This window comes from Pseudobacteriovorax antillogorgiicola (genome assembly GCF_900177345.1).
GTDB lineage: Bacteria > Bdellovibrionota_B > Oligoflexia > Oligoflexales > Oligoflexaceae > Pseudobacteriovorax > Pseudobacteriovorax antillogorgiicola.
Map to the genome: position 1 here is coordinate 1 of NZ_FWZT01000042.1, position 23892 is coordinate 23892.

24 protein-coding genes are annotated in these 23892 nt (G+C 47.8%); 11 read left to right on the plus strand and 13 right to left on the minus strand.

Translation table 11 applies throughout. The annotated features are described in order from the left end of the window. Positions 1-130: 130 nt before the first annotated feature. The 3 genes from B9N89_RS30055 to B9N89_RS30065 all read left to right on the plus strand — a co-directional run bounded on the left by B9N89_RS30055 (position 131) and on the right by B9N89_RS30065 (position 3076). Positions 131-637 carry a hypothetical protein gene (locus B9N89_RS30055; protein ID WP_207912401.1) on the plus strand — a complete coding sequence of 169 codons (507 nt, stop codon included), beginning with the start codon at positions 131-133 and terminating at the stop codon, positions 635-637. A gap of 178 nt (positions 638-815) precedes the next feature. Then, the gene (locus tag B9N89_RS30060) at positions 816-1343 is read left to right on the plus strand and encodes a hypothetical protein (RefSeq protein ID WP_132326137.1); all 528 of its coding nucleotides are present in this window, start codon (positions 816-818) and stop codon (positions 1341-1343) included. A 452-nt stretch (positions 1344-1795) separates the two neighbouring features. Continuing rightward, entirely contained in the window at positions 1796-3076 is a 1281-nt protein-coding gene (locus B9N89_RS30065; protein ID WP_234996204.1) for an ATP-binding protein, read from the plus strand. Between the two features lie 32 nt (positions 3077-3108). On the opposite strand, the gene B9N89_RS30070 is transcribed toward B9N89_RS30065, so the two are convergent. Continuing rightward, positions 3109-3747 (minus strand): RluA family pseudouridine synthase, encoded by a 639-nt coding sequence (locus tag B9N89_RS30070; protein WP_132326141.1) that lies wholly within the window; start codon positions 3745-3747, stop codon positions 3109-3111. Positions 3748-3794: 47 nt separating this feature from the next. Continuing rightward, positions 3795-6479 carry an aconitate hydratase AcnA gene (gene acnA / locus B9N89_RS30075; protein ID WP_132326143.1) on the minus strand — a complete coding sequence of 895 codons (2685 nt, stop codon included), beginning with the start codon at positions 6477-6479 and terminating at the stop codon, positions 3795-3797. Positions 6480-6800: 321 nt separating this feature from the next. Between acnA and B9N89_RS30080 the strand changes: the two genes are divergently transcribed. The 5 genes from B9N89_RS30080 to B9N89_RS30100 are packed head-to-tail and all read left to right on the plus strand — an operon-like array spanning position 6801 to position 10348. Continuing rightward, on the plus strand, positions 6801-7952 hold the full coding sequence (locus B9N89_RS30080) for a methyltransferase domain-containing protein (RefSeq protein WP_132326145.1): 1152 nt from the start codon (positions 6801-6803) through the stop codon (positions 7950-7952). 10 nt (positions 7953-7962) lie between these two features. Next, positions 7963-8655, plus strand: a complete 693-nt coding sequence (locus B9N89_RS30085) for a glycosyltransferase (protein ID WP_132326147.1) — start codon at positions 7963-7965, stop codon at positions 8653-8655. Position 8656: 1 nt separating this feature from the next. Continuing rightward, positions 8657-9319: a TIGR04282 family arsenosugar biosynthesis glycosyltransferase gene (locus B9N89_RS30090; RefSeq protein WP_132326149.1), complete on the plus strand. Its 663-nt coding sequence runs from the start codon at positions 8657-8659 to the stop codon at positions 9317-9319. A 55-nt stretch (positions 9320-9374) separates the two neighbouring features. Beyond that, positions 9375-9728 carry a hypothetical protein gene (locus B9N89_RS30095; protein WP_132326151.1) on the plus strand — a complete coding sequence of 118 codons (354 nt, stop codon included), beginning with the start codon at positions 9375-9377 and terminating at the stop codon, positions 9726-9728. A 23-nt stretch (positions 9729-9751) separates the two neighbouring features. Next, positions 9752-10348, plus strand: a complete 597-nt coding sequence (locus B9N89_RS30100) for a carbonic anhydrase family protein (protein WP_132326153.1) — start codon at positions 9752-9754, stop codon at positions 10346-10348. A gap of 219 nt (positions 10349-10567) precedes the next feature. Here the strand turns inward: B9N89_RS30100 and B9N89_RS30105 are convergent, their stop codons facing one another. From B9N89_RS30105 to B9N89_RS31630, 8 genes are all read right to left on the minus strand, one after another. After that, a complete protein-coding gene (locus B9N89_RS30105) occupies positions 10568-10894 on the minus strand; it encodes an HNH endonuclease (RefSeq protein ID WP_132326155.1) in 327 nt (108 codons plus the stop codon). Between the two features lie 118 nt (positions 10895-11012). Further along, positions 11013-11783: an ABC transporter permease subunit gene (locus B9N89_RS30110; protein ID WP_132326157.1), complete on the minus strand. Its 771-nt coding sequence runs from the start codon at positions 11781-11783 to the stop codon at positions 11013-11015. Further along, positions 11780-12745 (minus strand): ABC transporter ATP-binding protein, encoded by a 966-nt coding sequence (locus tag B9N89_RS30115; protein ID WP_132326159.1) that lies wholly within the window; start codon positions 12743-12745, stop codon positions 11780-11782. Before B9N89_RS30115 ends, B9N89_RS30110 begins: the two co-directional genes overlap by 4 nt. Before the next feature lie 24 nt (positions 12746-12769). Beyond that, positions 12770-13444 carry a hypothetical protein gene (locus tag B9N89_RS30120; RefSeq protein ID WP_132326161.1) on the minus strand — a complete coding sequence of 225 codons (675 nt, stop codon included), beginning with the start codon at positions 13442-13444 and terminating at the stop codon, positions 12770-12772. Positions 13445-13465: 21 nt separating this feature from the next. Next, positions 13466-13759: a YggT family protein gene (locus B9N89_RS30125; protein WP_132326163.1), complete on the minus strand. Its 294-nt coding sequence runs from the start codon at positions 13757-13759 to the stop codon at positions 13466-13468. 64 nt (positions 13760-13823) lie between these two features. After that, complete coding sequence (locus B9N89_RS30130; protein WP_200820821.1) at positions 13824-15893, minus strand: M3 family metallopeptidase; 2070 nt, start codon at positions 15891-15893, stop codon at positions 13824-13826. 58 nt (positions 15894-15951) lie between these two features. Continuing rightward, a complete protein-coding gene (locus B9N89_RS30135) occupies positions 15952-16650 on the minus strand; it encodes a YggS family pyridoxal phosphate-dependent enzyme (protein WP_159455743.1) in 699 nt (232 codons plus the stop codon). Next, on the minus strand, positions 16544-17053 hold the full coding sequence (locus tag B9N89_RS31630) for a hypothetical protein (protein ID WP_159455744.1): 510 nt from the start codon (positions 17051-17053) through the stop codon (positions 16544-16546). Before B9N89_RS31630 ends, B9N89_RS30135 begins: the two co-directional genes overlap by 107 nt. A 99-nt stretch (positions 17054-17152) precedes the next feature. Here B9N89_RS31630 and lpoB point away from each other — a divergent pair, with 99 nt between their 5' ends. Together lpoB and B9N89_RS30150 are read left to right on the plus strand one after the other, a co-directional pair. After that, on the plus strand, positions 17153-17770 hold the full coding sequence (gene lpoB, locus B9N89_RS30145) for a penicillin-binding protein activator LpoB (RefSeq protein WP_132326167.1): 618 nt from the start codon (positions 17153-17155) through the stop codon (positions 17768-17770). A gap of 11 nt (positions 17771-17781) precedes the next feature. Next, complete coding sequence (locus B9N89_RS30150; RefSeq protein ID WP_132326169.1) at positions 17782-19062, plus strand: COG3014 family protein; 1281 nt, start codon at positions 17782-17784, stop codon at positions 19060-19062. Positions 19063-19131: 69 nt separating this feature from the next. Here the strand turns inward: B9N89_RS30150 and B9N89_RS30155 are convergent, their stop codons facing one another. After that, positions 19132-20229, minus strand: coding sequence for a Glu/Leu/Phe/Val family dehydrogenase (locus B9N89_RS30155; protein WP_132326171.1), 1098 nt, complete (start codon positions 20227-20229; stop codon positions 19132-19134). A 323-nt stretch (positions 20230-20552) separates the two neighbouring features. On the opposite strand from B9N89_RS30155, the gene mnmG reads away from it, so the two are divergent. Next, positions 20553-22424, plus strand: a complete 1872-nt coding sequence (gene mnmG / locus B9N89_RS30160) for a tRNA uridine-5-carboxymethylaminomethyl(34) synthesis enzyme MnmG (protein WP_132326173.1) — start codon at positions 20553-20555, stop codon at positions 22422-22424. A gap of 85 nt (positions 22425-22509) precedes the next feature. Here the strand turns inward: mnmG and B9N89_RS30165 are convergent, their stop codons facing one another. Together B9N89_RS30165 and B9N89_RS32530 are read right to left on the minus strand one after the other, a co-directional pair. Continuing rightward, positions 22510-23499, minus strand: coding sequence for a DM9 repeat-containing protein (locus tag B9N89_RS30165; RefSeq protein ID WP_132326175.1), 990 nt, complete (start codon positions 23497-23499; stop codon positions 22510-22512). 85 nt (positions 23500-23584) lie between these two features. Further along, a partial coding sequence (locus tag B9N89_RS32530; protein ID WP_143478128.1) for an integrase core domain-containing protein occupies positions 23585-23892 on the minus strand: 308 nt, incomplete at its 5' end.

Genomic DNA, 23892 nt, shown 5'->3' on the forward strand with positions numbered 1-23892 from the left:
CACAAGTGATTACAGGTGGTTACAACGATAATGTCACAGAAACCTATCTTAAATTCTTATTCAATGTGTGTCGAACGAGCCCGGACAGCACAATGTCTACAGTTTGGAACAAGAAAAGTGCTACAAATACTTGGATGGTCAGTATTCAGAAACCAACTTGATAGACTGTGGTGATAGCGCAATTGGTGGTAGCGCCGAGAGCTACACAATCTCAACTGAAGACTTGTTAACTTCTCAACAAGGTCCAGAGTGGGAAGTTACTGAACTGCCTTATGTCAATAGTGATGCTTCGAGCCCTCGTAAGGCACTTTATAACAACGGAAAGTCTGGATTTTTCTACTCCTCGCCTCTGAAGGTAGAGCCAGGGCAGAGCATCAAGTTAGATATGGATATGGCTCTTTGGTTTCGGGTTGGTAGTGAGACGGCTCAATTCTATTCGAAACCTTCATTGGTTGAATTCGAATTCGAGAGATTGAGCAGCTGTGGGTCTAATGCGTCTGTAGAGAATACCGAAAACATACTGAGCTATAAGGCTGATGCAATGGCTACTTCAGGCCAACGACTACTTGTTTTCTCAAATGATTTTGCTGACGTTATGAAACAAACAGCAATCTTACAATGCAAGTGCGAAGAATAAAAATGGCAACGCGATCACCGTTTCTTACCATCGTGAGAACGGATTTGGGTTCCAGTATAAGAACGAGACAGATAGCCAAAAGTGTGTTCGAATTTTTTCAATTATTCCTCAGTACTTAGAAGTAGCATTTTATGGCTTGAATGCAACTTACAGCGGAGAAGTAAAAGACGGCGCACTAATGTCGCTTGAAGACCTTGATATTCAAATGGGGACAGGTCAAACTCTTGACCAAAACACAATGGATATCATCGCAGAAAATGGTATGGAGATTGATCAAACCTGTCAGTGGGCACAGCTACCGTTCAGGTATCAGTTTGAAGAAGGCGTCGTTTATATAAACTCTGCTAAGACGCTGTATAACTTCTTTAGCTATGATGTCGTTAAAAGCAGAAGGTGTTCTGTTAAGAATGCAAAGTTAAGCAATGGAACGATGTTGTTTGATAGAGAAAGTGCTAGCGCATATATCTTAAATTCGAAGGCTCAGGTCGCAAGAGACTTTGCCGTGACAATTGAAATCGAGGAGAAGCTCGCTCGATATGGGACTCAAGTTACCCAGGACTGTCAATTTGCTTCTAGACCTTTCATCTATAGGTTCGATGATGGATATGTCTATCTTCCGCAAAATAGGAGCGTTGCCCGTATCTACCCTACAAGCAGCGTTCCAGCAGAATGTAGATCTAGCGACAATATACGCATGCAGCCTTAAAAATGCAGTTGGAATGCCTCGAGATTTCTTGGGGCTTTCTTGCGGGCAATGGGCGTGGAGCCACACCTAAGACGTAGCAAGCGAAAGTGAGTCGTGCAGGTGGCAGCGAAGTGTCAAAAAAGAAGAAAAAATCGGCGAAAGCCGCCTAGTATTGGAAGCTCGGTCCTTTTTAGGGCCGAGTAGATCACGTTGCCCTCAAGCAACAAGACTAGCCATAAATACGCCCCAGAACGTGGCTCACTTTGATGCCATTGAGCCAGGGTCTCCAATGAGCGTATGCGAGCCATCAAAGTCTCTCCAGATAGAAAATCTCTCATCTTTTCAAGGTCTAAGCACTTTTATCGACTAAAAAATTGGTTTCATAGCACTTTTTCAACGGGAAAAGTGCTATACTTAGATTTTTAAATACGGATAAAAGTGGTAATTCGTTGGAAAGACTAGATATTAGGTCCTTGGAGGACTGGAAGAACAGTGACGCAAGAAAGCCTATATTAATAGACGGTGCAAGGCAGACAGGAAAAACATGGCTGGTAGAGAAGCTCTTCGCCCCTAGCTTCAGAAAAGTCCACAGCTTTGATTTTCGAGAGAATAAGCAGCTTCATGAATACTTTTCAGAGTCTCTAGAGCCGGGAAGAGTTCTCGATAATCTGATGCTCCATGTTGGTGAGGACTTTGACTTGGCAAATGATCTCATTTTTTTCGACGAGATTGGCGAATGCCAAGGGGCTGTGGATTCCTTGAAATACTTTGCAGACTATGAAACGCCGCTATATCTATGTGCCAGTGGATCAAACATTGGTTTGTTGCAGTCTTTTCCAGTAGGCAAGGTCAAGGTTCTGAATATTTGGCCCATGAGCTTCGAGGAGTTCCTTATGGCTAGTGGCGATACACAAGCTCTTCGAGCATATCGTGAGCAATCACGCCTGATGGCAGCGCATACAAAGCTTTGGAAATACCTTCTTGATTACTTTTATGTTGGTGGCATGCCCGAGGCTGTAGCTAGCTGGTTTGGTCATGCTGATGCTGGAATTAACAGTCGGGTTGAAGCTGTAAGCCAAGTCCACAGTGATCTAGTGCAGGGATATTATCGAGACTTTGGTAAATACTCAGGGCACGTGGATTCGATGCATATTGAAAGGGTCTTCAATAATGTTCCTGTTCAACTGGCGAAAACCTTAGACAATTCTGTCAAAAGATTCGTGTTTAAAGATGTTATCCCCCACAAGAAGCGTTACTTGGAGCTTTCGACTCCGATCGATTGGCTTTGCAAAACTAAGCTCATCAGCAAATCTTTTCTTGTGGATTCTGCACCACGGTCGCCACTGAAGTCGTTGATTAAGGAAAATATGTTTAAGCTCTATTTTTTTGATCTCGGTATTCTGGGGCACATTCTTGAGATCGGCTATCAGGAACAGATTGCACAGAAGTTTATTGAAAAAGGATTTGTTGCGGAAAATTTTGTTCAAAACGAATTGGTCCGGATTTTTGGTAATCACACATACTTTTGGAGTCAAGGGCAATCAGAGATTGAGTTTCTGCTAAAAGTTGACGATGGCTCGATCGTTCCCGTCGAAGTAAAGAGTGGAAAAAGAACACGCGCAAAAAGTCTGATGGTTTATCGCGATAAGTACCAGCCTAAAAAGACAATTAAGCTGGTTGGTGCCGCGGGCGGTAGTTCAGAGTCAGAACTGGTGTGGCCTCTATATTATGCTAGCTATTTAGATCGCCTGTAACTCGACGTTTGAACAAAGCGACCAAGCATAGACTATAATGCAAACTCCACAGGAGCCTCACAAACAACATCAACATCCTCACCAGAAAACGGATCAACAAACAAAACTCGGCAACTATGCAAACCCAAACGATCCCCCTGCACTTTACTACCATATCGCCCATCGCCAACTAAGGGACACTTAGCAAGAGCTGCATGACGACGAATTTGATGCTTCCGCCCGGTTTCTAGGCGAATCAATAGCTGGCTCAGTTTTCCAGATGACTCCACCAGTTGCCAGTGGGTAACACAAGGCACTCGATCCCTGCTTAAACCGCGAGGATTTTTGCGACCTTCAGCTTTTTTGCTGAGGCTTAGATCCCAAATGTTCCAACCATCCGCGCTGGTCTTTCCAGTAGGCTTTGGTTGACCTGAGCAAATGGCATTGTAGTACTTTTGAGCTTCTCTTGATGCTAGGAGCTCTCCTAGCTTCTGAGCGGCTTCCTTGCTGCGAGCTAATAGCACAATGCCGCTGGTACCCAGGTCAAGGCGATTGACAGCCGTGCAATCATAGCCGTAGCCCTGTTTCATCAGGCTGAGCAAGTCTTTCCCCGGATCGTTGTGCACCGAAATCTCTGCGGGTTTATCGACAGCAAGCCAATGTTCAGTTTCGTGAAGAATTTTGATGGGCATGGATGGAAAAAGGGCCCCCCTTCGGAAGCCCCTCCTTTGTATATTGGCTAGTCGTTAAGCTTGCGAAGTACGTAATGAAGGATGCCGCCGTTGTTGAAGTAGCTCAACTCATCAGCAGTATCGAGACGGCAAAGAAGCTTGACTGACTTCGTCTTGCCGTTTTCATAGGTGATCTTGCAATCAACTTTTTGTCTAGGTTTTAGGCTTGAAACTCCTTTGATGTCGAAGGTTTCTTTGCCGGTCAGCTTGAGGCTTTTGCGAGTATCTTTGCCTGTGAATTGCAGTGGTAAGACGCCCATTCCAATAAGGTTTGAACGGTGGATTCGCTCGAAGCTTTCCACAATCACAGCTCTCACCCCAAGAAGGTTGGTACCCTTTGCAGCCCAGTCACGAGACGATCCTGTTCCATATTCTTTACCACCAACGACGACCAGAGGCGTACCCTCTGCTTGGTAGCGCATGGACGCATCGTAGATAGACATCTGCTCACCAGTTGGGATGTACACGGTATAGCCGCCTTCCACACCGGGAACCATCTCATTCTTAATACGAATGTTGGCGAAGGTGCCTCGCATCATCACTTCATGGTTGCCGCGACGTGAACCGTAGGAATTGAAATCCTTTTGCTCAACATCGTGATCGGTGAGGTACTTACCAGCGGGGCTATCTTTCTTAATGGCTCCAGCAGGAGAAATATGATCGGTGGTGACGCTGTCACCAAGGATCGCTAGGGGTCGCGCTTCGATGATATCATCTTGCCCAGCAGCTTCCTGCTCCATGCTTTCGAAGAACGTGGGGTGACGCACGTAGGTGCTATCGGGATTCCAATCGAAGGTGAAGCCGTCGCCAGCCTTGGTGTCTTGCCATTGCTGCGGGCCAAGGAAAACGTCCGCATAGCGCTCTTTGAACATTTCTGGAGTGAGCGAAGCTTCGAGAGCGTCTTTAATTTCACTATCGCTTGGCCAGATGTCTTTGAGGTAGACAGGGTCACCGTTGTGATCCTCGCCAAGAGAGTCTGACGTGAGGTTCACATGCAGGCTACCAGCTAGAGCATAAGCTACAACCAGGGGCGGCGATGCAAGGTAGTTGGCGCGGAGGTCCTGCCCAATGCGACCCTCAAAGTTACGGTTTCCAGAAAGAACTGAACAAACCACCATATCGTGCTCATTCACCGCTTTAGAAACATGAGACTCAAGGCCACCAGAGTTACCGATACAGGTGGTGCAACCGTAGCCGACTAGGTTGAAACCGAGACGATCTAAGAAGTCTTGCAAGCCTGCCTTCTCTAGGTAGTCTGTAACTACCTGAGAGCCGGGAGCCAACGAGGTCTTGACCCAAGGCTTTACCTTGAGGCCTTTTTCCACGGCTTTCTTCGCTAGCAGGCCAGCCCCAAGAAGAACGGATGGGTTGGATGTATTGGTGCAGCTCGTGATGGCTGCGATCGCAACATGACCGTGCTGAAGTGTGTAATCTTCGCCTTCAACTGGGGCTTCACGATCGGCTTCCGCTTGATCAAATGAATAGACATCGTTTAGGAGCTGCCGGAACTTGTTATCGGCCTCGCTGAGAGCAATCCTATCTTGAGGTCGTTTCGGTCCAGAGATGCTTGGCTCTATTTTCTCAAGCTCAATTTCAACAACATCGGTGTAAACAGGTTCAATGGCTGGATTGCGCCACATGCCTTGAGCTTTGGCATATGCTTCCACAAGATTCACTTGATGATCATCACGACCAGTGAATTTAAGGTAGCGGATAGCTTCATCATCTATGGGGAAGAAGCCACAAGTGGCACCATATTCAGGGGCCATGTTTGCTATCGTTGCTCGGTTGGCCAGATCGAGTGTGTCGAGACCGTTGCCGAAGAACTCGACGAACTTACCGACCACACCTTTTTGTCGAAGTCGCTCAACCACTGTAAGAACAAGGTCTGTCGCGGTTACGCCTTCCTTAAGAACACCGCTGAGTTTACAGCCGATGACTTCAGGAATCAGCATCGATACAGGCTGGCTGAGCATTGCAGCTTCGGCCTCGATGCCACCGACACCCCATCCTAGCACGGCGAGGCCGTTGATCATGGTGGTGTGGCTATCGGTTCCAACGAGGGTATCGGGATAAGCCCAGGTCTCACCGTCGATCTCACGGTGCCAGATAACTTTGGCAAGGTATTCGAGGTTTACTTGGTGGCAAATTCCGGTTCCTGGAGGAACAACACGGAAATTGTCAAAGGAGTTCTGTGCCCATTTGAGAAACTCGTAACGCTCAGCGTTGCGCTCGAACTCTAGGTCAACATTGGAACGGAAAGCATCAGGACTTCCGAAGTGATCTACCATTACAGAGTGGTCAATGACAAGATCGACAGGTGACAGTGGGTTGATCTTCTTGGGGTCACCTCCCAAGTCTTGCATAGCCTGGCGCATTGCTGCCAGGTCAACCACACCAGGGACTCCAGTGAAGTCTTGCATCAGAACGCGGGCAGGGTGATAAGCGATTTCGTGGGTAGAAGATTGAGTCTTAAGCCACTCCCCCACTGCTTTCACATCCTTTGCTACGACCACTGACCCGTCCTCGTGACGAAGCAAGTTTTCAAGCAAGACTTTCAACGAAAGCGGCAGTGTATCGATATTCCCCACGCCATTCTCCGCGGCATCGGGAAGGCTGAAGTAGTGGTAAGATTTACCATCTACATCGAGTGTCTTATGAGCTTTGAAACTATCTAACATATTTTGTCCCATGAAAACCTCTTCTGTCCGTCAATATAGAAACGGGTCCTCAAATTTCGTCTAAATGATCGAGTTGGCGATCGTCCTAGAAACGGTAAATCTTATAGGATCAAGGGGAATAATCAAACTATAAAGCTATAGGTGAATGAAATCTTGGCGCCAAACCGTAACTGTTGCTGCGTTGTTCCGTAATTGTTTCGAGTGTAAGGTTGGCGAGTGAGTCATCGGGAATAGGTGCGGCCTGTGAGGCGCGAATTGGATATCCTTGCCCAGTATGATTTGCTAAGTTTTGCCTAAAATGGATGAACCCTTGGCCGGCACTATGGAGGAAATATGACACAGTCGAGTGGGCTCAATGTAGATCGAGCCGTTGTTGATCGGTACAGTGGAGCAGCGAAAGCTCAAGAGGCAGCCCTATGTTGCCCTGTAGAATATAATGCCGAATATCTAAAAGTTATCCCTCAAGAAGTGATCGACCGGGACTATGGCTGTGGTGATCCATCTGCCTACGTTAAGGCGGGCGAAACAGTTCTTGATCTGGGCAGTGGTGGGGGAAAAATTTGCTTTATTGCCTCCCAAGTTGTTGGTGAAGCTGGTCGTGTGATCGGTGTAGACATGAACGACGATATGTTAGAGCTTGCAAGGTCTACTGCACCGCAGGTAGCTGAAAAAATTGGCTATCAGAATATCGACTTTAAAAAAGGTAAGATTCAGGATCTTAAGTTAGATCGTGGTCAAGTGGAATCATACCTCAAAGAAAATCCTATTAAAGACGGTGCTGGCCTGGCTGAACTAGAAGCCTTTATGGAAGATCAGCGGCAGAAAAATCCGATGATCAAGAATGACTCTATTGATGTTGTGGTAAGCAATTGCGTTTTGAATCTGGTTGCGACCGAAGAAAAAGGTAAGCTTTTCTCAGAAATTTTTCGGGTACTCAAGCGTGGTGGGCGTGCGGTAATCAGCGATATTGTCTCTGATGAGTATGTTCCTCAGGCGATGCAGGATGATCCCACCCTTTGGAGTGGCTGTATTTCAGGGGCTTTTCAAGAAGCAGAATTTTTGAAGGCATTCGAAGCAGCTGGATTCTATGGGGTCGAAATTCTAAAGCGAGACGAGCAGCCTTGGCAAACTGTGGAAGGCATTGAGTTTCGCTCGATGACCGTCGTTGCTTATAAAGGCAAAGAAGGCGATTGCTGGGATCATCATGAGGCCTTAGTTTATAAAGGGCCGTTCAGCTCTGTCAGAGATGACGACGGTCATGAATTCGTTCGTGGTGAGCGAGTTGCTGTTTGCCGTAAGACCTTTGAAATTTTTAGTAAGGCTCCCTACAAAGACTACTTCGAGGCCATCAAGCCCTTGAACGAGGTTCCTGCTTCAGACGCGAAGCCGTTTCCTTGCACGGGAGGAGTCCTTAAACGGGACCCGAAAGAGACTAAAGGTCAAGACTATAAGGCTAATATCGAAGCCAGTGCTGGCTGTTGCTAGGAGACGTCAAATGAAGCTTTCGATTGTTATTCCAGTGGCCCCTGGAGATCGTAGTTGGACTTCTTTACAGGAGCATCTGAAACCGGATGCTAGTTGTGAAATCATTCTCGCGACTGCAGATTGTGCTGGAGATGAGGATCGAAGGCTCTATGCTGAGGCTCAAAAATCTAGGTGGCGTTTGGTATCCTCTGCCAAAGGCAGGGCGCAGCAGCTCAATCGAGGCGCGCGAGCTGCTATTGGCCAAACCCTTTGGTTCCTACATGGTGATTCTAAACTTGATGCGGAGTCTTTAAAGAAGGTCTTTGAGAAGACTCAGAATCCTCTTGATGGCCTCTACTTCCTAGATTTGAAGTTCGATCGTGATCAACTTTGGCAGATGATGGTCAACGAAATTGGGGTTTATGTGCGATCTCATTTTCTAAAAATCCCATTTGGCGATCAAGGTTTTTTGATCGATCGTAAGAAGTTCTTGGGGCTGGGTGGATTTGATGAATCGGCTGCCTTTGGCGAAGACCACCTCTTTGTGTGGAAGTGCCACCATCAAGGCATTGCTGTGAAACCTTTGGGTGCAAATATTCAAACCAGCTCTCGAAAATATGAAAAACAAGGCTGGCTGAAGACCACTTTGAATCACCTCTACCTTACCGGCAAGCAAGCCAAGCCAGAGCTGCTAGAACTCGCAAAGAATCAATGGAAGGTTTAGTTTGAGTAAGCATACATGTGGTGCTGCTGTCTTTGTTAAGACGATTGGTAACACTCCTCTTAAAACTCGGCTTGCTAAAGGTGTCGGTGAAGCCCACGCCCATGACTTTTATCGGCTTAGCTGTGCTGCAGTGCAGAGTGTTTTAGAGCAAAGCCCTGGGGTGAAGGGCTATTGGTCGGTGGCCGAGGGGGAAGTAGCCTTTGAGCATTGGGCTGGATTAGAAGCTATGGGGCAAGGGCAAGGTAGTTTGGGAGAACGTCTTGACTACGTTTACCAGGCTCTGCTTAAGAACCACAGGTTTGCAGCTCTTCTAGGTGCAGACGCGCCTCAGATTTGCCCTGAAGTTTTTGCAAACGCATTGGAACTAGCCCGAGGCGGAAACTTTGTCATGGGACCAGCAGAAGATGGGGGCTTTTATCTTCTCTTGGGATCAAAACCAATACCATCGGATGTGTGGACTCGTGTCCCTTACAGCCACCCCGACACAGGGCAGCTGCTGTGTGCTGAACTTCAATCAATCGCTGATGTCGAGATGCTTGAGCCTTTGGCAGATGTGGACGAGCAGGAGGACTTAGCTCGGTTAGGGGCTGAGTTGAGGGTTTTGCAGGAACCGCTGCCCTCGCAAGTGCGACTGCTTCAATGGCTCGATGACCTTTCCCTGTAGCCGTGGCGTAGCAAAAAGAGTTATAATAGGATCTCAATCGATTTGAGGTGCTTTCATGTCTAAAGGTCTGTCCCAAAGCTCTGCTTGGGCATTGTCGATCGTCTTTAGCGTGCTGCTATTCGCTGGCATCATTGCGTTGATCATGAGCGTCAAGCCATCTGGTAAGACTAGTCATGACAGCGGCCCCTATGGCGAAATTAGGGCCGATGAAACGCCTACGAGTAGCCCTCCCCACGAAGAGTCCAAGCCAGCAGAACACAATGACGACCACGAAGACGGCGACGGTGAAGTGATCCGAGCCGACGATCATGCCAGCCAAGATCGCCGTCATGAGCCTGCCCGAGACGAAAAAAAAAATCGAAATGGTCGTACACTGGCTCAAATGGTCCGAAGCGGTGGTCAGACTTAGATTCTAGCTACCAGGCTTGCAATTTGGGGGCTTTTCAATCTCCGATCGACATTGGACGTACCATCGCATCTCCTGAGCTTCGCTACCTGGAATTCGACTACGATCCCACCGGGCTGGAAATCATGCTGCAAAATCAAATTGTTCGGGCCAAGCCGGTAGACTTGATCCGGGTTCGGTTTGAAGAGCAGACATATTTTTTGGATGAGATCAGATTTCATACCCCTTCGGAACATCGTATCAAGGGTGAGCCCCACGATGGTGAGATCCAGCTGATTCATCGTAATGAAAGGGGAGAGATCCTGGCTGTTAGCATCTTGGTTTGGGAAGGAAGTCGTCTACCCGCATTTGATGTTATTAAGGCGAAGATCCCGAGGAAAGAGGGAAGTAAGAAAATCCTGGTCGGCTTTGACATTCGTAATCTGTTGCCTAAGAAGCGACGTTACTTCCGCTATTCGGGTTCCATGACCACCCCTCCTTGCCAGGAAGGTGTGACTTGGGTGATATTTCAATCAGCGATTCAACTCTCGGGGCATCAGATAGACCAGCTGACCCTAGCCCAGGGCAAGAACAATCGCCCCCCTCAGCCTTTGGGGAACCGAATTCCCTTGCGAAGTCGCTAGACGAGCTATACCAATCAAAAGGATTGGTCTAGTATAGAGGCTAAGCGTTTGACTATCGGGGAGACTAGGGGATGTCGGATTCCCAACCGCCAAAGAATGTTATCAACATTGGTGATCGCCGTCATAAGGCAAAAAAGGCAAGGCCACAGCGAGAGACGCTGGGTCGAAAATCGAAGCCTTCACACCAGAATAAAATATCTTGGGCTCACTATGCCCAGCTTATTCTGTTCCTGCTTCTGATTGCGTACTTGATGGAGCAGTGCCGCTAAGCTCTTGGTTGAGGTATTCAGTCCATTCTACAGCCGTTAGCGAACGTTTCTGGACGTTGCAGGTTTTGCAGCATGGAACTAAGTTTCCACGAGTGCTCTTGCCGCCACGGCTGATGGGGACAATATGGTCCATTGTGACTTGTGCCCGTTGGATGGGAGTCTGGCAATAATAGCACTCGGTATCTTGGATTAAATTCTGCCACCACCTTGATTTTTTTAAATCTTTTGCTTTTTGCCGTTCTTTTTTTCTAACGGACTCAGGGATGTCCAGATACATAGCCACACTCCTCTCAAAAGGTATTGATAATATGACGTAGTTGAGAGGTCAAGCTAAATCTTTGGTGGATCGGGTACAAAGCAATGGAACGTTATTAAATAACTGGGGCTTACCAGCTTCACAAGCCCACAAGATCCCGCCGGTTGAAGGCAAAGGCAGCCAAACTCAAAAACATCCCGATCAATGCCACTCCATAGCCCAGCCGAGCTAGGGCTGTGCCCCAGGCAATAGCCTCGGCGCTATTGCCGTATTCATAGAGGTTGAAGTAGTGCAGATTCCAAATGCCGGCAAAGACCTCGACTACTTTTCGAACGGCTTCGGGAGTTTCTGGAGACATGGACTGCATGATCGGAGCTGCTAGGAGCCCACAGATCAAAAGCCAGACTGATGAAAACAAAGCCACCGCGTAGGACGACATGCTAGAAAACAAGATTGCGACAGCACCCATGGTGAGCCAAGAGAGGGTGAGAATGGAGAAAATGGCAACCGACTTCCAGCCCATCCAACCCATACCATAGCCGAAGTAAACCAACTGCCAGCCGATCAGGAACGCCAGGGCTAATAGGATTAGGGTTGACGCGAGCCCCAAAAATTTTCCCACCAGCCACTGGCTTCGACCCAATGGCGAGGCGAGCTGGACTTCTAGTGAGCCTTCTTGCCGCGAGTCGCTAATAAGCTTCGTTCCCCAGAAAATCGCAACCATGGCGCCAGTCAGGTGAAAGGCGGTGGTCCCCAGGTCATAGAGGATCTTAAAAAACTCTTCCACTCCCCAATAGCTAGCCAGCCCAGAGAGGAGCAATAAAGCGGTCCCAACAACTAATGCGGGTAAGAAAATTCGATCCCGTCGAAGCCTTAAGAAAGTCTCGGAGATTACTGGAACGATAGTCATGCGGATTTTTCTCCTTCAAAGTGGACAAGCAACTCCTCCTCCTCGAAACCCTTGTGCTTGGAAAAGTCCATGACTACCACAGACTCTTCGAGTAGGGCTTTGAGCCAAAGGATGGCGTCGCTATATTCTCCAAAGCCTAGTTTGATCAAATAATCCTGCTCATTTATGTAGTCCCACTCTGGAAGGCTTTGCCCCTGAAGGTCCTTCAGCTTGCTCGGGCTAATGCCAGAGGTGACAATCTGGTAATTCATGAGGGGTTTTGGAACTTGGCCTTGAATTGGGTTAAGGCTGGAGTATGCTAGGCGGCCTTTTTTCAAGATGTGTAGCTCGTCGCAGACTTCGTTGACAGTCCATAACTCGTGGGTGCAAAGAATGATGGTTTTCTTATCGTCCCTAAGATAGTTGATGAGCTTTGACATCATCATCCGACCCAAGGGATCTAGGCCGGAGAAAGGTTCGTCGAGGATCACAAGCTCTGGATTGTGAATGGTAGCCTGAGCCCAGGATAGGCGGCGCCCCATACCCTTAGATAACTTGCTGACTCGTTTGGTTCGGTGGTCCCATAGTTCGACCTCTTTCAGCTTCTCTTCCACCATATGCCGATAATCTCTTTTTGCAGTGCCTTTGGGCTTAAAGATCTTGAGGTGATGCATCAAGATCTCCTGACAGTTTAAGTTGGCAGGGAGTTTATTGGTTTCGGGCATGTAGCCGATGGAACGCTTATCTTCTAAGTTCAAAGGTCGGCCTTTGAAGAGCACATCGCCACTGTCAGGTTTTAAAAGACCAAAGATAGCCTTGATCGTTGTTGTTTTCCCGGCCCCGTTATGACCCATGAAACCAGTGCATTGCCCAGTGGGGAAGTGACAGTTTAGATTGTCGATGGCTACCTGCTTCTTCTTAAGCAGGTCGTGATCAAAAACCTTCTTAAGATTTCTAATTTCTAGAATTGGCGTTGAATCCATAAGCACTCCTTGCAGGCTTTGCAGCTACTGAGCCAGTTGACGCATTTGCTCAATGATATTGTTGAACGACTTGGACTGGGAGCTTTGCTCAAGCAAGTGGATACTGCGACTCAAATCGTCTTCGCTGATGTTGTCCTTCGCCAGTAGCTTATCCACGACTCTTTTAACCCAAGGGGGAGCTTTCTGGCGACTGGATGCCATCAGGAAAAAGGAGGCTGCTTGGGCTGGTTCCTTGAGTAGAAAGGCGTGAACATAACCTTGAGTAATGGGTAGTCGCCAGCTTTGGGGAAAGGCTTTGAGGCCTTCCAATATGATCTCCTGGCAATGCTCTGGTTTCTTAAAGTCCTCAAACATCACGATACATGATAAAAGATAGGTTGTTTCCAGCTTGGGTTGATGGCGAATGACCGATCGAATGCTATTCATCATACCATCAGGGTCTGCAGGCTTATTTTCATTCATCAGGGTTTGTAGCAGCCAAATGTTGATGAAGTCGTCGTACACATGCTTGTGGCCGAGAGTCATAATTGAAATAAATTCAGAGCTGAGTGCTGATAGTGGTGGGGGTTTAAACACATCATAAGAGCGAGAAAGGTGGCGGACTCGCTCAGGCATTGTTTGGTAGAGATAGATCAGTGAAACTGACAAGCCAAGAGCGATACCAAGAATACTAAAACTAAACTTGATCTTGGACGCCAAGGCTTATCTCCCATGCAGGGATTAAAAGCCTCCCTGCATTAACATATTTCTCTTCAAACTTTGCAGAACCGTACTTAAAAATATTACCAATATTATAACAGCAAATGGAGCCCAATCCAAAGGCCCTGGAATCCGATTGGTAAGCTTGCGAATCGGGCGATAGATAGGCTCAGTAATGCTGTAGATCATTTGCACGATCTGATTGCTAGGATCTCCCACCCAGCTCACAACAATTGAAGCCAGCACTAATATCTGGACAAAACTAAGTAGAAGCTCTGCGACAGCAAATAGTCCATTAACGATGGCAATATCCATTTAGGCCAAACCTCCGAGTTAGGATCAAGGGCTTACCCTTTCGGTAAGCCTTCTGAGTTAAAGCTTAGCTGAGACCGCTATGCCGGAGCAAGGGCTCAACAGATGGTGTTCGACCGCGAAAGTCCTTAAATACATCCATAGGATGTCGGCTGCCGCCTAACGCTAGGACTGAGTCGCGAAACTGGAGCCCCACTTCCTGAATCTTGTCTTCATTGTCGAGTCCAGTTTCTTCAAACTTGCTGAAGGCGTCGGCGCTTAGGACTTCAGCCCATTTATAGCTATAGTATCCTGCGGAATAGCCCCCAGCGAAGATGTGGGAAAACGAACAAAGGAATCGGTCTTCAGGAATCACGGGCATGGGTGTGGCTTTCTTGGCGATCTCTTGGTTCAGCGCGAAAACGTCCCCAGCTTCAGGATCAAAGCGATGGTGAAGCTCGATATCGATCATTCCAAAGTGCAGTTGGCGAGCCATCATCGTCGCCGACTGGTAGTTTTTCGAAGATTTTATTTTTTCAAATAGTTCTTCTGGGAGCTGTTCTCCGGTTTCGACGTGTGACGTGAGGCTCATCAAAGTTGGTTTGTGGTAGCACCAATTTTCCATGAACTGACTTGGCAGCTCAACAGCGTCCCACTCCACTCCATTGATACCAGCAGCGTCTAGGTAGTTCACCTTGGTCAGCATATGCTGGAGACCGTGGCCGAATTCGTGAAATAAGGTTTCCACTTCGCGAAAGCTCATCAGTGACGGCTTATCCCCTACTGGAGGTGTGCTATTGCAGACCAGGTAGGCGACGGGAAGCAAGATCTGGTTGCCGTGGAACCCGCGATCGATACAAGTGTCCATCCAGGCGCCGCCGCGCTTATCTGCAGGCCTTGAATAAGGATCTAGATAGAAGCTGGCGATCTGGTGACCTTTGTGGTCGAATATATTGTAAAACTTGACATCGCTGTTCCATACTGGCACTGGGTCAAGGCTTTCCTCGACCTTGATCTGGAAGATCTTTTCTACCAATTTGAAGAGTCCATCCAAGACGCGCGGCATGGGGAAGTAAGGCCGTACTTCTTCTTCACTGTAGCTATATAACTTCTGCTTTAGTTTATCGCTGTAGAAGTAGAAATCCCAGTTTTTGAATTCTCCTTCGAGGCCTTGCTCAGCTGCAAATTTGAAGAGTTCTTCTAGTTCTTTCTTAGCCGGCTCGTACGACGACTCTCGCAAGTCTTCAAGCAAACGATCTACGTCTTCCACTGTGCCTGCCATCTTATTGGCAACACTAAGTTCAGCGTAGGTTTTATAGCCAAGCAACTGGCATAGTTCGGCGCGGAGCTTTAGAATTTCAGTGATTTTCCCAGAGTTGTCGAATTTTCCTTCAGAGGCTCGGGTAATGTAAGCCAAATACAGCTTGCACCGTAGCTCGCGGTTGGTGCTAAATCGCATCGCTGGATCGAAGCTTGGATAGTCAAGGGTAATGCCCCAAGGTCCGTTTTCACCGGTGGCTTCGGGGTCTGTTTCTGCCTTACGACTGTTATAGGTCTGAGCCCACATATCCCTAAAGTTTTGTGGGACTTCGGCAAGGTCTTCTTTGTCTTTCACTACGAGATAAAAGTCGTTAGTGGAGTCGAGCACGTTATTCGAGAACTCAGTGGCTAGTTGTGATAAGCGTTGGCTAATCTCATTGAACCGCTCTCGTTGTTTTCCTTCTAGCTCAATACCTTGATGTCTGGCAGCCAAAAGTTTTTTCTCAATGATCCGCTTTTGAGCGTCATCGAGTTTTTGCCAAGCAGCACCTTCTTTAATGCTTTTGGTGGCTTTGAATAGCGTCTCGTTTTGAGCAAACCTGAGGCTAAAATCCACCAACTGTGGAAGAACTTTGTTGTAAGCCTCACGAAGTTCTGGAGAGTTTTTTACGCCTACTAAATGGGTTACGGGACCCCATACAGCAGACATCTTGCGACTGATCCCTTCTAGTGGGCTCATGACAGCATCCCAGCTGGGACTAGCATTTTTTTCGACTTCAGCAAGTTCTGCTTGAGCCTGTTTTAACATCTCTTCAACGGCGGGAACCACATGTTTGGGTTCGATCAAGTCGAAGGCCGGAAGACCGTAGTTGTCGAGTAAAGGATTCTGATGAGTCACGGTATTCCCTTCTCTGCTCTGGTTAAAAATAAACACTTGAGATTATCAGAGATCCCGCCTATTGACGAGCTTTTTGAGGTCGTTCCCCAAAAATGGCGGTGCCAATTCGAACAAGGTCAGTGCCAGCTTCAATGGCAATTCTCAAGTCCCCTGACATTCCCAGGGAAAGCCTGCCCTGCCCTACTTTGTTAGCCAGATTGCGGAGTTCTCTGTAAAGCTCAGGAACTTTTTCTAAGCTATCTTGGTAGTGCCGTGGTGGAATGCACATCAACCCTTGGACTTCGAGGGATGGGCAGTGGGCTTCGAGTTCAGTCACAAAGGGTGACACCTGATCCAAAGGGATTCCGTTCTTGCTGGCTTCGCCTTCAGCATTAACCGCAATGAACACCGGATAATTTGGTTTGTTAAACTCGTCCGCGGCCTTGGCAATAAGTTTGCCGTGCTTAAGGCTGGCTAGGGATTGAATCTCGTTAGCATGCTCGACGATGAGACGAATCTTATTGGATTGGATATGGCCAATATAAGACCAGCGAATATCAGTGAGGTCACTCAATTCTTCCGCTTTACTGGCAAGCTCCTGGGCATAGTTTTCTCCGAAGTATCGGGCGCCCAGAGCGTAGGCTTCGCGAATCTTCGCGGTAGAGTGAACCTTACTGACTGCCAGGATTTGGACCCTGTGGTTTTGAACCTGCTGGGCTAGCTGCTGGACTTGGTTTCTGACTTGTTGGTACTGGGTTTTGAGGCTCTCGCTTGTCATTGTTACCTGCCTGTTGTCCTGAGTCTTGGGCTGGAGCATCGGTGGTAGCCGATAAAGGGCTAGCCTGCTTTGAAAGTCTCGGCAAGGCCTGGGAGTCGCCCACAGTCCTTGTGCTTTCTGGCAGGGGACCGCGGGGTTTATGATCAGGCAGCCCCATACCTTCACGATTCCAAGAACTCAGAGGAATGTAAGTGCTCTCTTCGTTCACTTCGTAGTGAGGGGCTTCAATATAAATATTGCCTTGGCCATCGATACGGATGGTTACATTTTCAAGTGTTTGGTGCTTGGCACTAGAGATATCGATGCCGTTGAGGAATATGCCCCGAAGCTGCTCCTTACCATGACTTTGATGAGCAAAGGCTAAGAGAGGCAAAAGTAAGGCCCAGAAGCCGGAATATCCCATCTTTTACTCCTTTTTCATGTGACTCTGTGCAATTATAATAGCATTTTTGGGTCGTCCACGAGACTCTTAGAATCGATTACGTTAGGGAGATACAGAAAAATGAAGATTAGTCGCAAGGTTTTGGGTGGGTTGGCAGCAGGTGTGACCCTTTCTCTTTTGCAAGTCTCATGTGCGCCAAGTTTTGAGGGAGCCTATTCCGATCCAGCAAAAGCTGAAATCGTTGATGATAAGTGGAACGAAACGGATGCTAGGAAAACGGCCCAAACGATTATTGCCTCGGTTGTGTCCAAACCCTGGATTGTCGAACATAAAACGAAGACACGTCAAAAGCCAGTAGTGATCGTTGATATGGTTGAAAACCGAACTGACGAGCATATCGATACTAAAGCGCTGACCGAGTTCATCCGAGATGAACTCATCAACTCAGGCAAAGTACGTTTCTTGAACAACCAGCGTCGCGACGCTATCTTAAAGGAAATCAAGTACCAGAACTCTGGGATGGTGGCGAAGGATAGTCAGAAAAAAGCTGGTCGCCAAATCGGAGCAGACTTCTTGCTCGGTGGAGCAATTTCTAGCCAGGTTGCGTCTCAAGGGGGGCTTAAGACAGTTACCTACCAAACCGCCTTGACACTTACCAACTTGGAAACGAGTGAAATTGTTTGGAGTGGTAAGGAACTCATCAAGAAGCGCTTCAAACGCGCTGGAGCTGGCTGGTGAGGTAATTGAGCATGACACACCTAAAAGGCATCCTTCGGGGTGCTTTTTTCTTGGTACTGATGCTGGCGATCACCCAATGTTCGTCATACACCGATGATACCAAGGAAATTCGGCAAGATTTTCGTACGGGGCGCTACCAGAAGGCGCTAGAGGGTCTGGAAAAGTCTTCCGTGAAGAATAGTTCCAGAAACCGGCTGCTATACCTTTTGGAGAAGGCAAGCATCCTTGAAAAGCTGGGTGAGCATAGGGAGTCTCGCGCCCTCTTGATTGAAGCAGATAAAGTTGTCGATGAACTTTATACCGTTTCAGTTTCCAAAGAGGCTGCAACTTACCTCTTTAATGAGTCTGCGCAGGACTATCCTGGGGAAGACTATGAGAAGGTCGCGATTCACACCATGATGGCCCTATCGTTTCTAAGCACTGGCGAGCTGGACAAGGCCCGGGTGGAAGCGAGGCGCATCAACACCCGCCTTAACGAAATTAATAGTAACTATGATAAAAAGAATCGCTACTCGGAAGACGCCTTTGGCCGTTACCTGGCAGGAATGATCTATGAGGCCCGCGGCGAGTGGGACTCAGCGATTATTGACTACCGCAAGGCGTTAGAAACCTACGAAGGCACTTACGAGAGTCTGTTTAAAACAGATGCTCCACGCAGCTTAGTTGAGTCGCTCTATGCCCTGTACCTACAGCGGAATCGTCGCTCCGAAGCTAATGCTATGCGCAAAAAATATCGCTGGCTAAGCTCCTCGCGGCCGTCCAATGCTGGCGAGTTGATTGTGATCCACCAGCTAGGTGATATTGCTGTTAAGCGCCGGAGTGAGTTTGTCGTGCCCGTTGGCAAACAAATTGTGCGGTTCTCCTTTCCAATCATCCGCCCCAAGCCCAATTACTTTTTTGGTAAAACAGGCTTAGATGTGGATGGCCGCCCCTTTGAGCGGGCAGAGCTGTCTCAGAATATGGATTTGATCGCATCCCACACCTTGGAAGATCGACGCCTGCGACTGATGGTGAAAGCTGCGGCGCGACTCATTTTGAAAGGACAGATGACGCAGAAGGCTGAAAAAGAAGGCGGGCCTTTGGTCGGCTTACTCTTCAATATCTACGGTGCCGTATCGGAAACAGCCGATACCCGGCAGTGGAGCCTGTTGCCTTCGAGTTTTCACGTGAGTCGCCTACGCTTGCGTCCTGGAGAGCATAAGGTGAAAATCTATAGCGATGGAAAGTTAAGCTCGATTGAGTCTGTCAATGTAAAGCCTGGTGAGATTAAGTTTATCGTTGATCAGAAGTAGGTGGCTGGTAGTTCAATCGGAGACGAATAAATAAAAAGGCGCTGAGCTAAAGTTCAGCGCCTTTCGATTTTACTGATTAATCCAAAGCTGGCCTTCGAAGTTGTTGCGAAGGTCTTTCATGTTACGAACGCTATTAATACGATCTTCAGCAATCTTGTTGGAAGCTTGGATCGTTGTAATGCCCTGCTCATCAGATTCTTTGTAGATGTTGATAAGCGTATCGAAGATACCTGCTGCTTTTGTGCGAGCGGCATCAGCATCGTAACCCTGAAGCTCTTGGTACACGTTGATGAGACCACCTGCGTTGATTACGTAGTCAGGAGCATAAAGAATGCCTTTTTCTTTTAGCATTGCAGCATGCTTAGCTTCATCAAGAAGCTGATTGTTTGCACCACCAGAGACGATTGTAGTCTGAAGTTCGGGGATGGTGTTGTCGTTCAAGATGCCACCAAGGGCACAAGGTGCGTAGACATCAACAGGAAGGCTATGGATCTTGTTGAGATCAACCGCTTCTGCGCCGAAGCTTTCAACTACGTTTTTGACTTTATCTTGGTTGAGGTCAGCTGCGAATACTTTCGCGCCTTCTTGCGTTAGGAATTCCGTTAGGAATGTTCCGACAGCACCACAGCCTTGAACGGCTACTGTGAGGCCATTGACAGAATCCTTTCCTAGCTTGTGCTTCACGGATGCTTTGATCCCGTTAAACACACCCCAAGCAGTAACAGGCGAGGGATCACCAGAGCCGCCGACTCGTGAGTTGATGCCAGTCACGTAAGGAGTTTCAAGCGCTACACTCTCCATATCTTTAACACGGATGTTGACGTCTTCAGCAGTGATGTACCGACCGCTCAAACTATCAACGAAGCGACCAAAAGTTCGGAAAAAAGCTTCGTTTTTGAGTTTCTTTGGATCGCCGATGATCACGGACTTGCCACCACCAAGTGAAAGGCCACTAACAGCTGCTTTGTAGGTCATGCCACGAGATAAGCGTAAGACATCTTCAAGAGCTTCTTCCTCGGAGCCATAATCCCACATGCGACAACCACCCAATGCTGGTCCTAACGTGGTGTCGTGAATTGCAATGATAGCCTTTAGGCCGGTCGCTTCGTCGTTGCAGAAAACAACTTGTTCATGACCGGTACCTGCTAAAGTTTCAAAGATAGCCATCTGTACCCTTTCCTCATGTTAAATGTCCGTCGAACGAATCCAGGAGCCTGAATCGGTGTGCTTAGACGTCTGACAACAAATACCGGATAGGCTTGAAAATAGCAAGAATTCGCAGAATCCTTGGTTCATGAGGACTAGTCTTAAAGCACCAAAAACGTTGAACAAAATTACGAATACGATCGAGGTAGTAAGTCTATATGGCTCAAACTCACCAAGAGATCATTGACGAAAATCGGTTTGACTTGTTTTTTTTGACGGATTTTTATACTACCAAGGGTCTCCCAGCGTCTGCTAAGAGATTCTCAAAAAACGGAGATCACTTCATGGAAAAATTTGACGTTATTGTGGTCGGTGGAGGCCATGCTGGCTGTGAAGCAGCGCTTGCTTCGGCACGGATCGGGCGCCGCACACTCCTTGTCACACATGCTGTTGAGAAGATCGCGGCCATGTCTTGCAACCCTGCGATTGGGGGCACAGCCAAAGGGCATCTTGTGAAAGAGATCGATGCACTTGGTGGCCAGATGGCCAAGGCTATTGATAAGACGGGCATTCAATATCGAATACTGAACCGAAAAAAAGGTCCTGCGATCTGGTCGTCACGAGCCCAGGCTGATATGGATCTCTACCGTCGCTATATGAAACATGTCCTTGAGAATACGGATAACCTAGCCATTCGCCAAGATTCGGTTGAGGGGCTTCTGGTTGAGGAAGCGAGTGATAAGCCTAAGATCACCGGCGTGAAAACGAAAGTCTTTGGTGAATTTCACGGTGAGGCTGTGATCATAACCAGTGGCACGTTTCTCAATGGGTTGATTCATATTGGCGACAATAAGATCAAGGCGGGTCGAGCTGGAGACGCTCCATCCCTAGGTTTGGCAGATTTTATTCGCAATATGGGCTTTCGTGTTGGGCGCCTGAAAACAGGAACGACGCCCCGTATCGACTCTAAAACTATTGATTGGGATGTTTGCGAGGTGCAGCATTCCGATGAAGATATCATCCCATTTAGCTTTAGCACAGAAGCTATTGAGCATGATCTGATTCCTATGCATATAACCTACACCAATGAGAAGACTCATCAAGTTATCGAGAAGTACTTGAGTGAATCGCCACTTTATAGTGGTGACATTGTCGGTGTGGGGCCAAGATACTGTCCTTCTATCGAAGACAAGGTGGTGAAGTTCCCTGATCGGAAATCTCATCAGGTATTTCTTGAACCACAGGGCTACGATACCTGTGAAGTTTATCCCAACGGTCTTTCAACATCGCTACCCCTCCATGCACAGCTAGAGTTTATCCGTACTGTTCCTGGTTTGGAGAAGGCCGAAATCATTCGTCCTGGCTATGCGATCGAATACGACTTCGTCGATCCCACGGAGCTTGATTTCAATATGGAGACCAAGCGGGTGGACGGTTTATTCTTAGCCGGCCAAATCAATGGCACCACTGGCTACGAGGAGGCTGGGGCTCAAGGTCTGATGGCTGGTATCAATGCGGCTCGTAAGGTCGCTGGCGACGAGCCTCTTGTATTGAAACGTTCGGAATCCTATATCGGTGTTTTGGTTGATGACCTTATCACTAAAGGAACTAAAGAGCCTTACCGTATGTTCACTTCCCGCGCTGAGTATCGCCTCTTTTTGCGTGAAGACAATGCAGACACAAGGCTTACAGAGATCGGTAGAACCGTAGGTCTTGTCAACGACGAAGATTACCAAAGGTTTTTGAATCGCCGTGATCAACTAAAGGATGCATTAGAGTATGTAAAGAATGCGCCTATCGGCGGCTTTTCGCTACCCCATGAGTTCCTCGACTCTAAAGATAATGCGGGAACAAGGCTAGATGCTATTATCAAGAAGCCTAGAGTTTCGATCCAAGACTTGAAGCCATATGTTTCGCAGTTGCAGCAGTATCATAATGCAGTCTTGCGCCGTCTTGAAATTGAACTAAAATATGCCGGCTACATTGAGCGTGAGCAGCGCACGATCAAGTCTGCTGAGCAGCTTGAAAAGGTGAAGGTGCCATCGAACTTAATCTATGACAATCTTCCAGGCTTGAGCCGTGAGGTTGTGGAAAAGCTTAAGATGCACCAACCACAGAATCTAGGGCAGGCCTCGCGAATTAGCGGGATCACGCCAGCTGCTGTTCAGATACTGCATGTTAGTATTAAGCAATCACGAAGTTCCGCACAGGTCTAAGTTTTAAGTTTGCACTAGTGCTGGCTGGGTAAAGTGACAAGCGAGTGACAAAGCCAACAAGGCGAGGCTTCAGATCGACTAAGCACTAGCCTCTCGTGAGAACTTCAAAGCTTCCTGTGATGATCTCTCCAAAGTACTCATAGCGACAGCTGCTTTCTCCAGGAATTAGGTAACCTGGAGTTGGTTCTCCCTCATCTGAGTTGGGCCCTTGTTGATTGTCTGGTGCGGGTCCGGCTTGCAGTCCGCGGCAGCTATAAAGAGGCGTTCCATCAGGTAGCATTCCCGTAGCAATGGCTCTCGATGGAATCGTTCCATTTGCGGTCGTAACCCAGCGTAATGGATTGGCTTGGCTCTCGTCTTGCAAGAGAATATCGAAATTAAGGCCTGATGATGAGCCTTCAATAGTCTCGCCATTGAGACTTGAGAAACATTCGCCTCCCGGTTCGTTAAAGGCAACTGTGAGATCGATGGCCTTACCAGGATATACTCCTCCATTATTTGCGTAGATTCGACAAATAGACAAGTCAACGGTTCCCATGATCTCTGAGCCACCAATGAATCTGTTGCTAGGAGGAGTGCCTCCATTCAGAGCTAGCCAGTAGATAGCCGGGTCTTCTGAAAGGGTTGTAGAGGCTTGTCCCACAGCTTGGGCATCAATACTAATATTGAGTTTGATCGCCACTTGACGAGCTAAAACTATTTCTGAAGGGCTTAGATTCTCGAACATGTATTCCACATGCCACAGAGGGTCGCTAAGCAATGTCTTGATTGTCAACTTATCTTGCAGTTCACTACTGAGCTTATCGAAGGACCAGCTGGGAGTGATTCCAGCTAGCTCAAAATTGATGGGGTTGCCTGTTTGCTTTTCCAGTAGTGAACAATTGAGCTTGAGGGAGTTGGCTTGGTTCTGACTCGGTTGGCCAAAGTCGGAGCAGAAGAGATACGAGCCTACAATATTTTTAGGGACATCGACGGCTTCGTCGATCTGAATGGCATCAGAACTAGACTCTGTTGTTTGGCTATCGCGACTAGTTTCTAATGTGGATGCTGTGGTATTTGATGAAGAGTCAAGCAAGCCTTTTGACGAGTGGCAGCTCTGAAGCCAGATCGGAATATGTCAGGGTGTTTGAGACAATTAGGGTGAAAGTTTAGTATAACAATCACCCCAAAACGGGTATAGACTTCCTTACCACCGGTACATTTATACCCACAGAATCAGCGGGTACTGGCAGTCTAGGTCCGGACTTTGGAAACCTTTCTGGATAGGCTTCAAAAGCTTGCTTGAGAACCGCAGCTCTCTTCTTAGCTACAGACTTATCTTTACCTTGATGAACAGTTTCAGGCGTCATCAAGCCAAGATTTATGTGTCGATGCTCAGTGTTGTACCAACCAAAAAACTTTTGCAAGCATTCACTAGCATCTTCTGGGCTCTCATACCAAGCTTTGAAGTAGCGATGGTATTTGAGTG

What these genes read in the sequence shown, in the direction of transcription:
- B9N89_RS30060 (WP_132326137.1), top strand. Translation starts at nt 816, where the DNA reads ATGTCGCTTGAAGACCTTGATATTCAAATGGGGACAGGTCAAACTCTT.
- B9N89_RS30070 (WP_132326141.1), bottom strand. Translation starts at nt 3,747, where the DNA reads ATGCCCATCAAAATTCTTCACGAAACTGAACATTGGCTTGCTGTCGAT.
- acnA (WP_132326143.1), bottom strand. Translation starts at nt 6,479, where the DNA reads ATGGGACAAAATATGTTAGATAGTTTCAAAGCTCATAAGACACTCGAT.
- B9N89_RS30080 (WP_132326145.1), top strand. Translation starts at nt 6,801, where the DNA reads ATGACACAGTCGAGTGGGCTCAATGTAGATCGAGCCGTTGTTGATCGG.
- B9N89_RS30085 (WP_132326147.1), top strand. Translation starts at nt 7,963, where the DNA reads ATGAAGCTTTCGATTGTTATTCCAGTGGCCCCTGGAGATCGTAGTTGG.
- B9N89_RS30095 (WP_132326151.1), top strand. Translation starts at nt 9,375, where the DNA reads ATGTCTAAAGGTCTGTCCCAAAGCTCTGCTTGGGCATTGTCGATCGTC.
- B9N89_RS30105 (WP_132326155.1), bottom strand. Translation starts at nt 10,894, where the DNA reads ATGTATCTGGACATCCCTGAGTCCGTTAGAAAAAAAGAACGGCAAAAA.
- B9N89_RS30110 (WP_132326157.1), bottom strand. Translation starts at nt 11,783, where the DNA reads ATGACTATCGTTCCAGTAATCTCCGAGACTTTCTTAAGGCTTCGACGG.
- B9N89_RS30115 (WP_132326159.1), bottom strand. Translation starts at nt 12,745, where the DNA reads ATGGATTCAACGCCAATTCTAGAAATTAGAAATCTTAAGAAGGTTTTT.
- B9N89_RS30125 (WP_132326163.1), bottom strand. Translation starts at nt 13,759, where the DNA reads ATGGATATTGCCATCGTTAATGGACTATTTGCTGTCGCAGAGCTTCTA.
- B9N89_RS30135 (WP_159455743.1), bottom strand. Translation starts at nt 16,650, where the DNA reads ATGACAAGCGAGAGCCTCAAAACCCAGTACCAACAAGTCAGAAACCAA.
- B9N89_RS31630 (WP_159455744.1), bottom strand. Translation starts at nt 17,053, where the DNA reads ATGGGATATTCCGGCTTCTGGGCCTTACTTTTGCCTCTCTTAGCCTTT.
- lpoB (WP_132326167.1), top strand. Translation starts at nt 17,153, where the DNA reads ATGAAGATTAGTCGCAAGGTTTTGGGTGGGTTGGCAGCAGGTGTGACC.
- B9N89_RS30150 (WP_132326169.1), top strand. Translation starts at nt 17,782, where the DNA reads ATGACACACCTAAAAGGCATCCTTCGGGGTGCTTTTTTCTTGGTACTG.
- B9N89_RS30155 (WP_132326171.1), bottom strand. Translation starts at nt 20,229, where the DNA reads ATGGCTATCTTTGAAACTTTAGCAGGTACCGGTCATGAACAAGTTGTT.
- mnmG (WP_132326173.1), top strand. Translation starts at nt 20,553, where the DNA reads ATGGAAAAATTTGACGTTATTGTGGTCGGTGGAGGCCATGCTGGCTGT.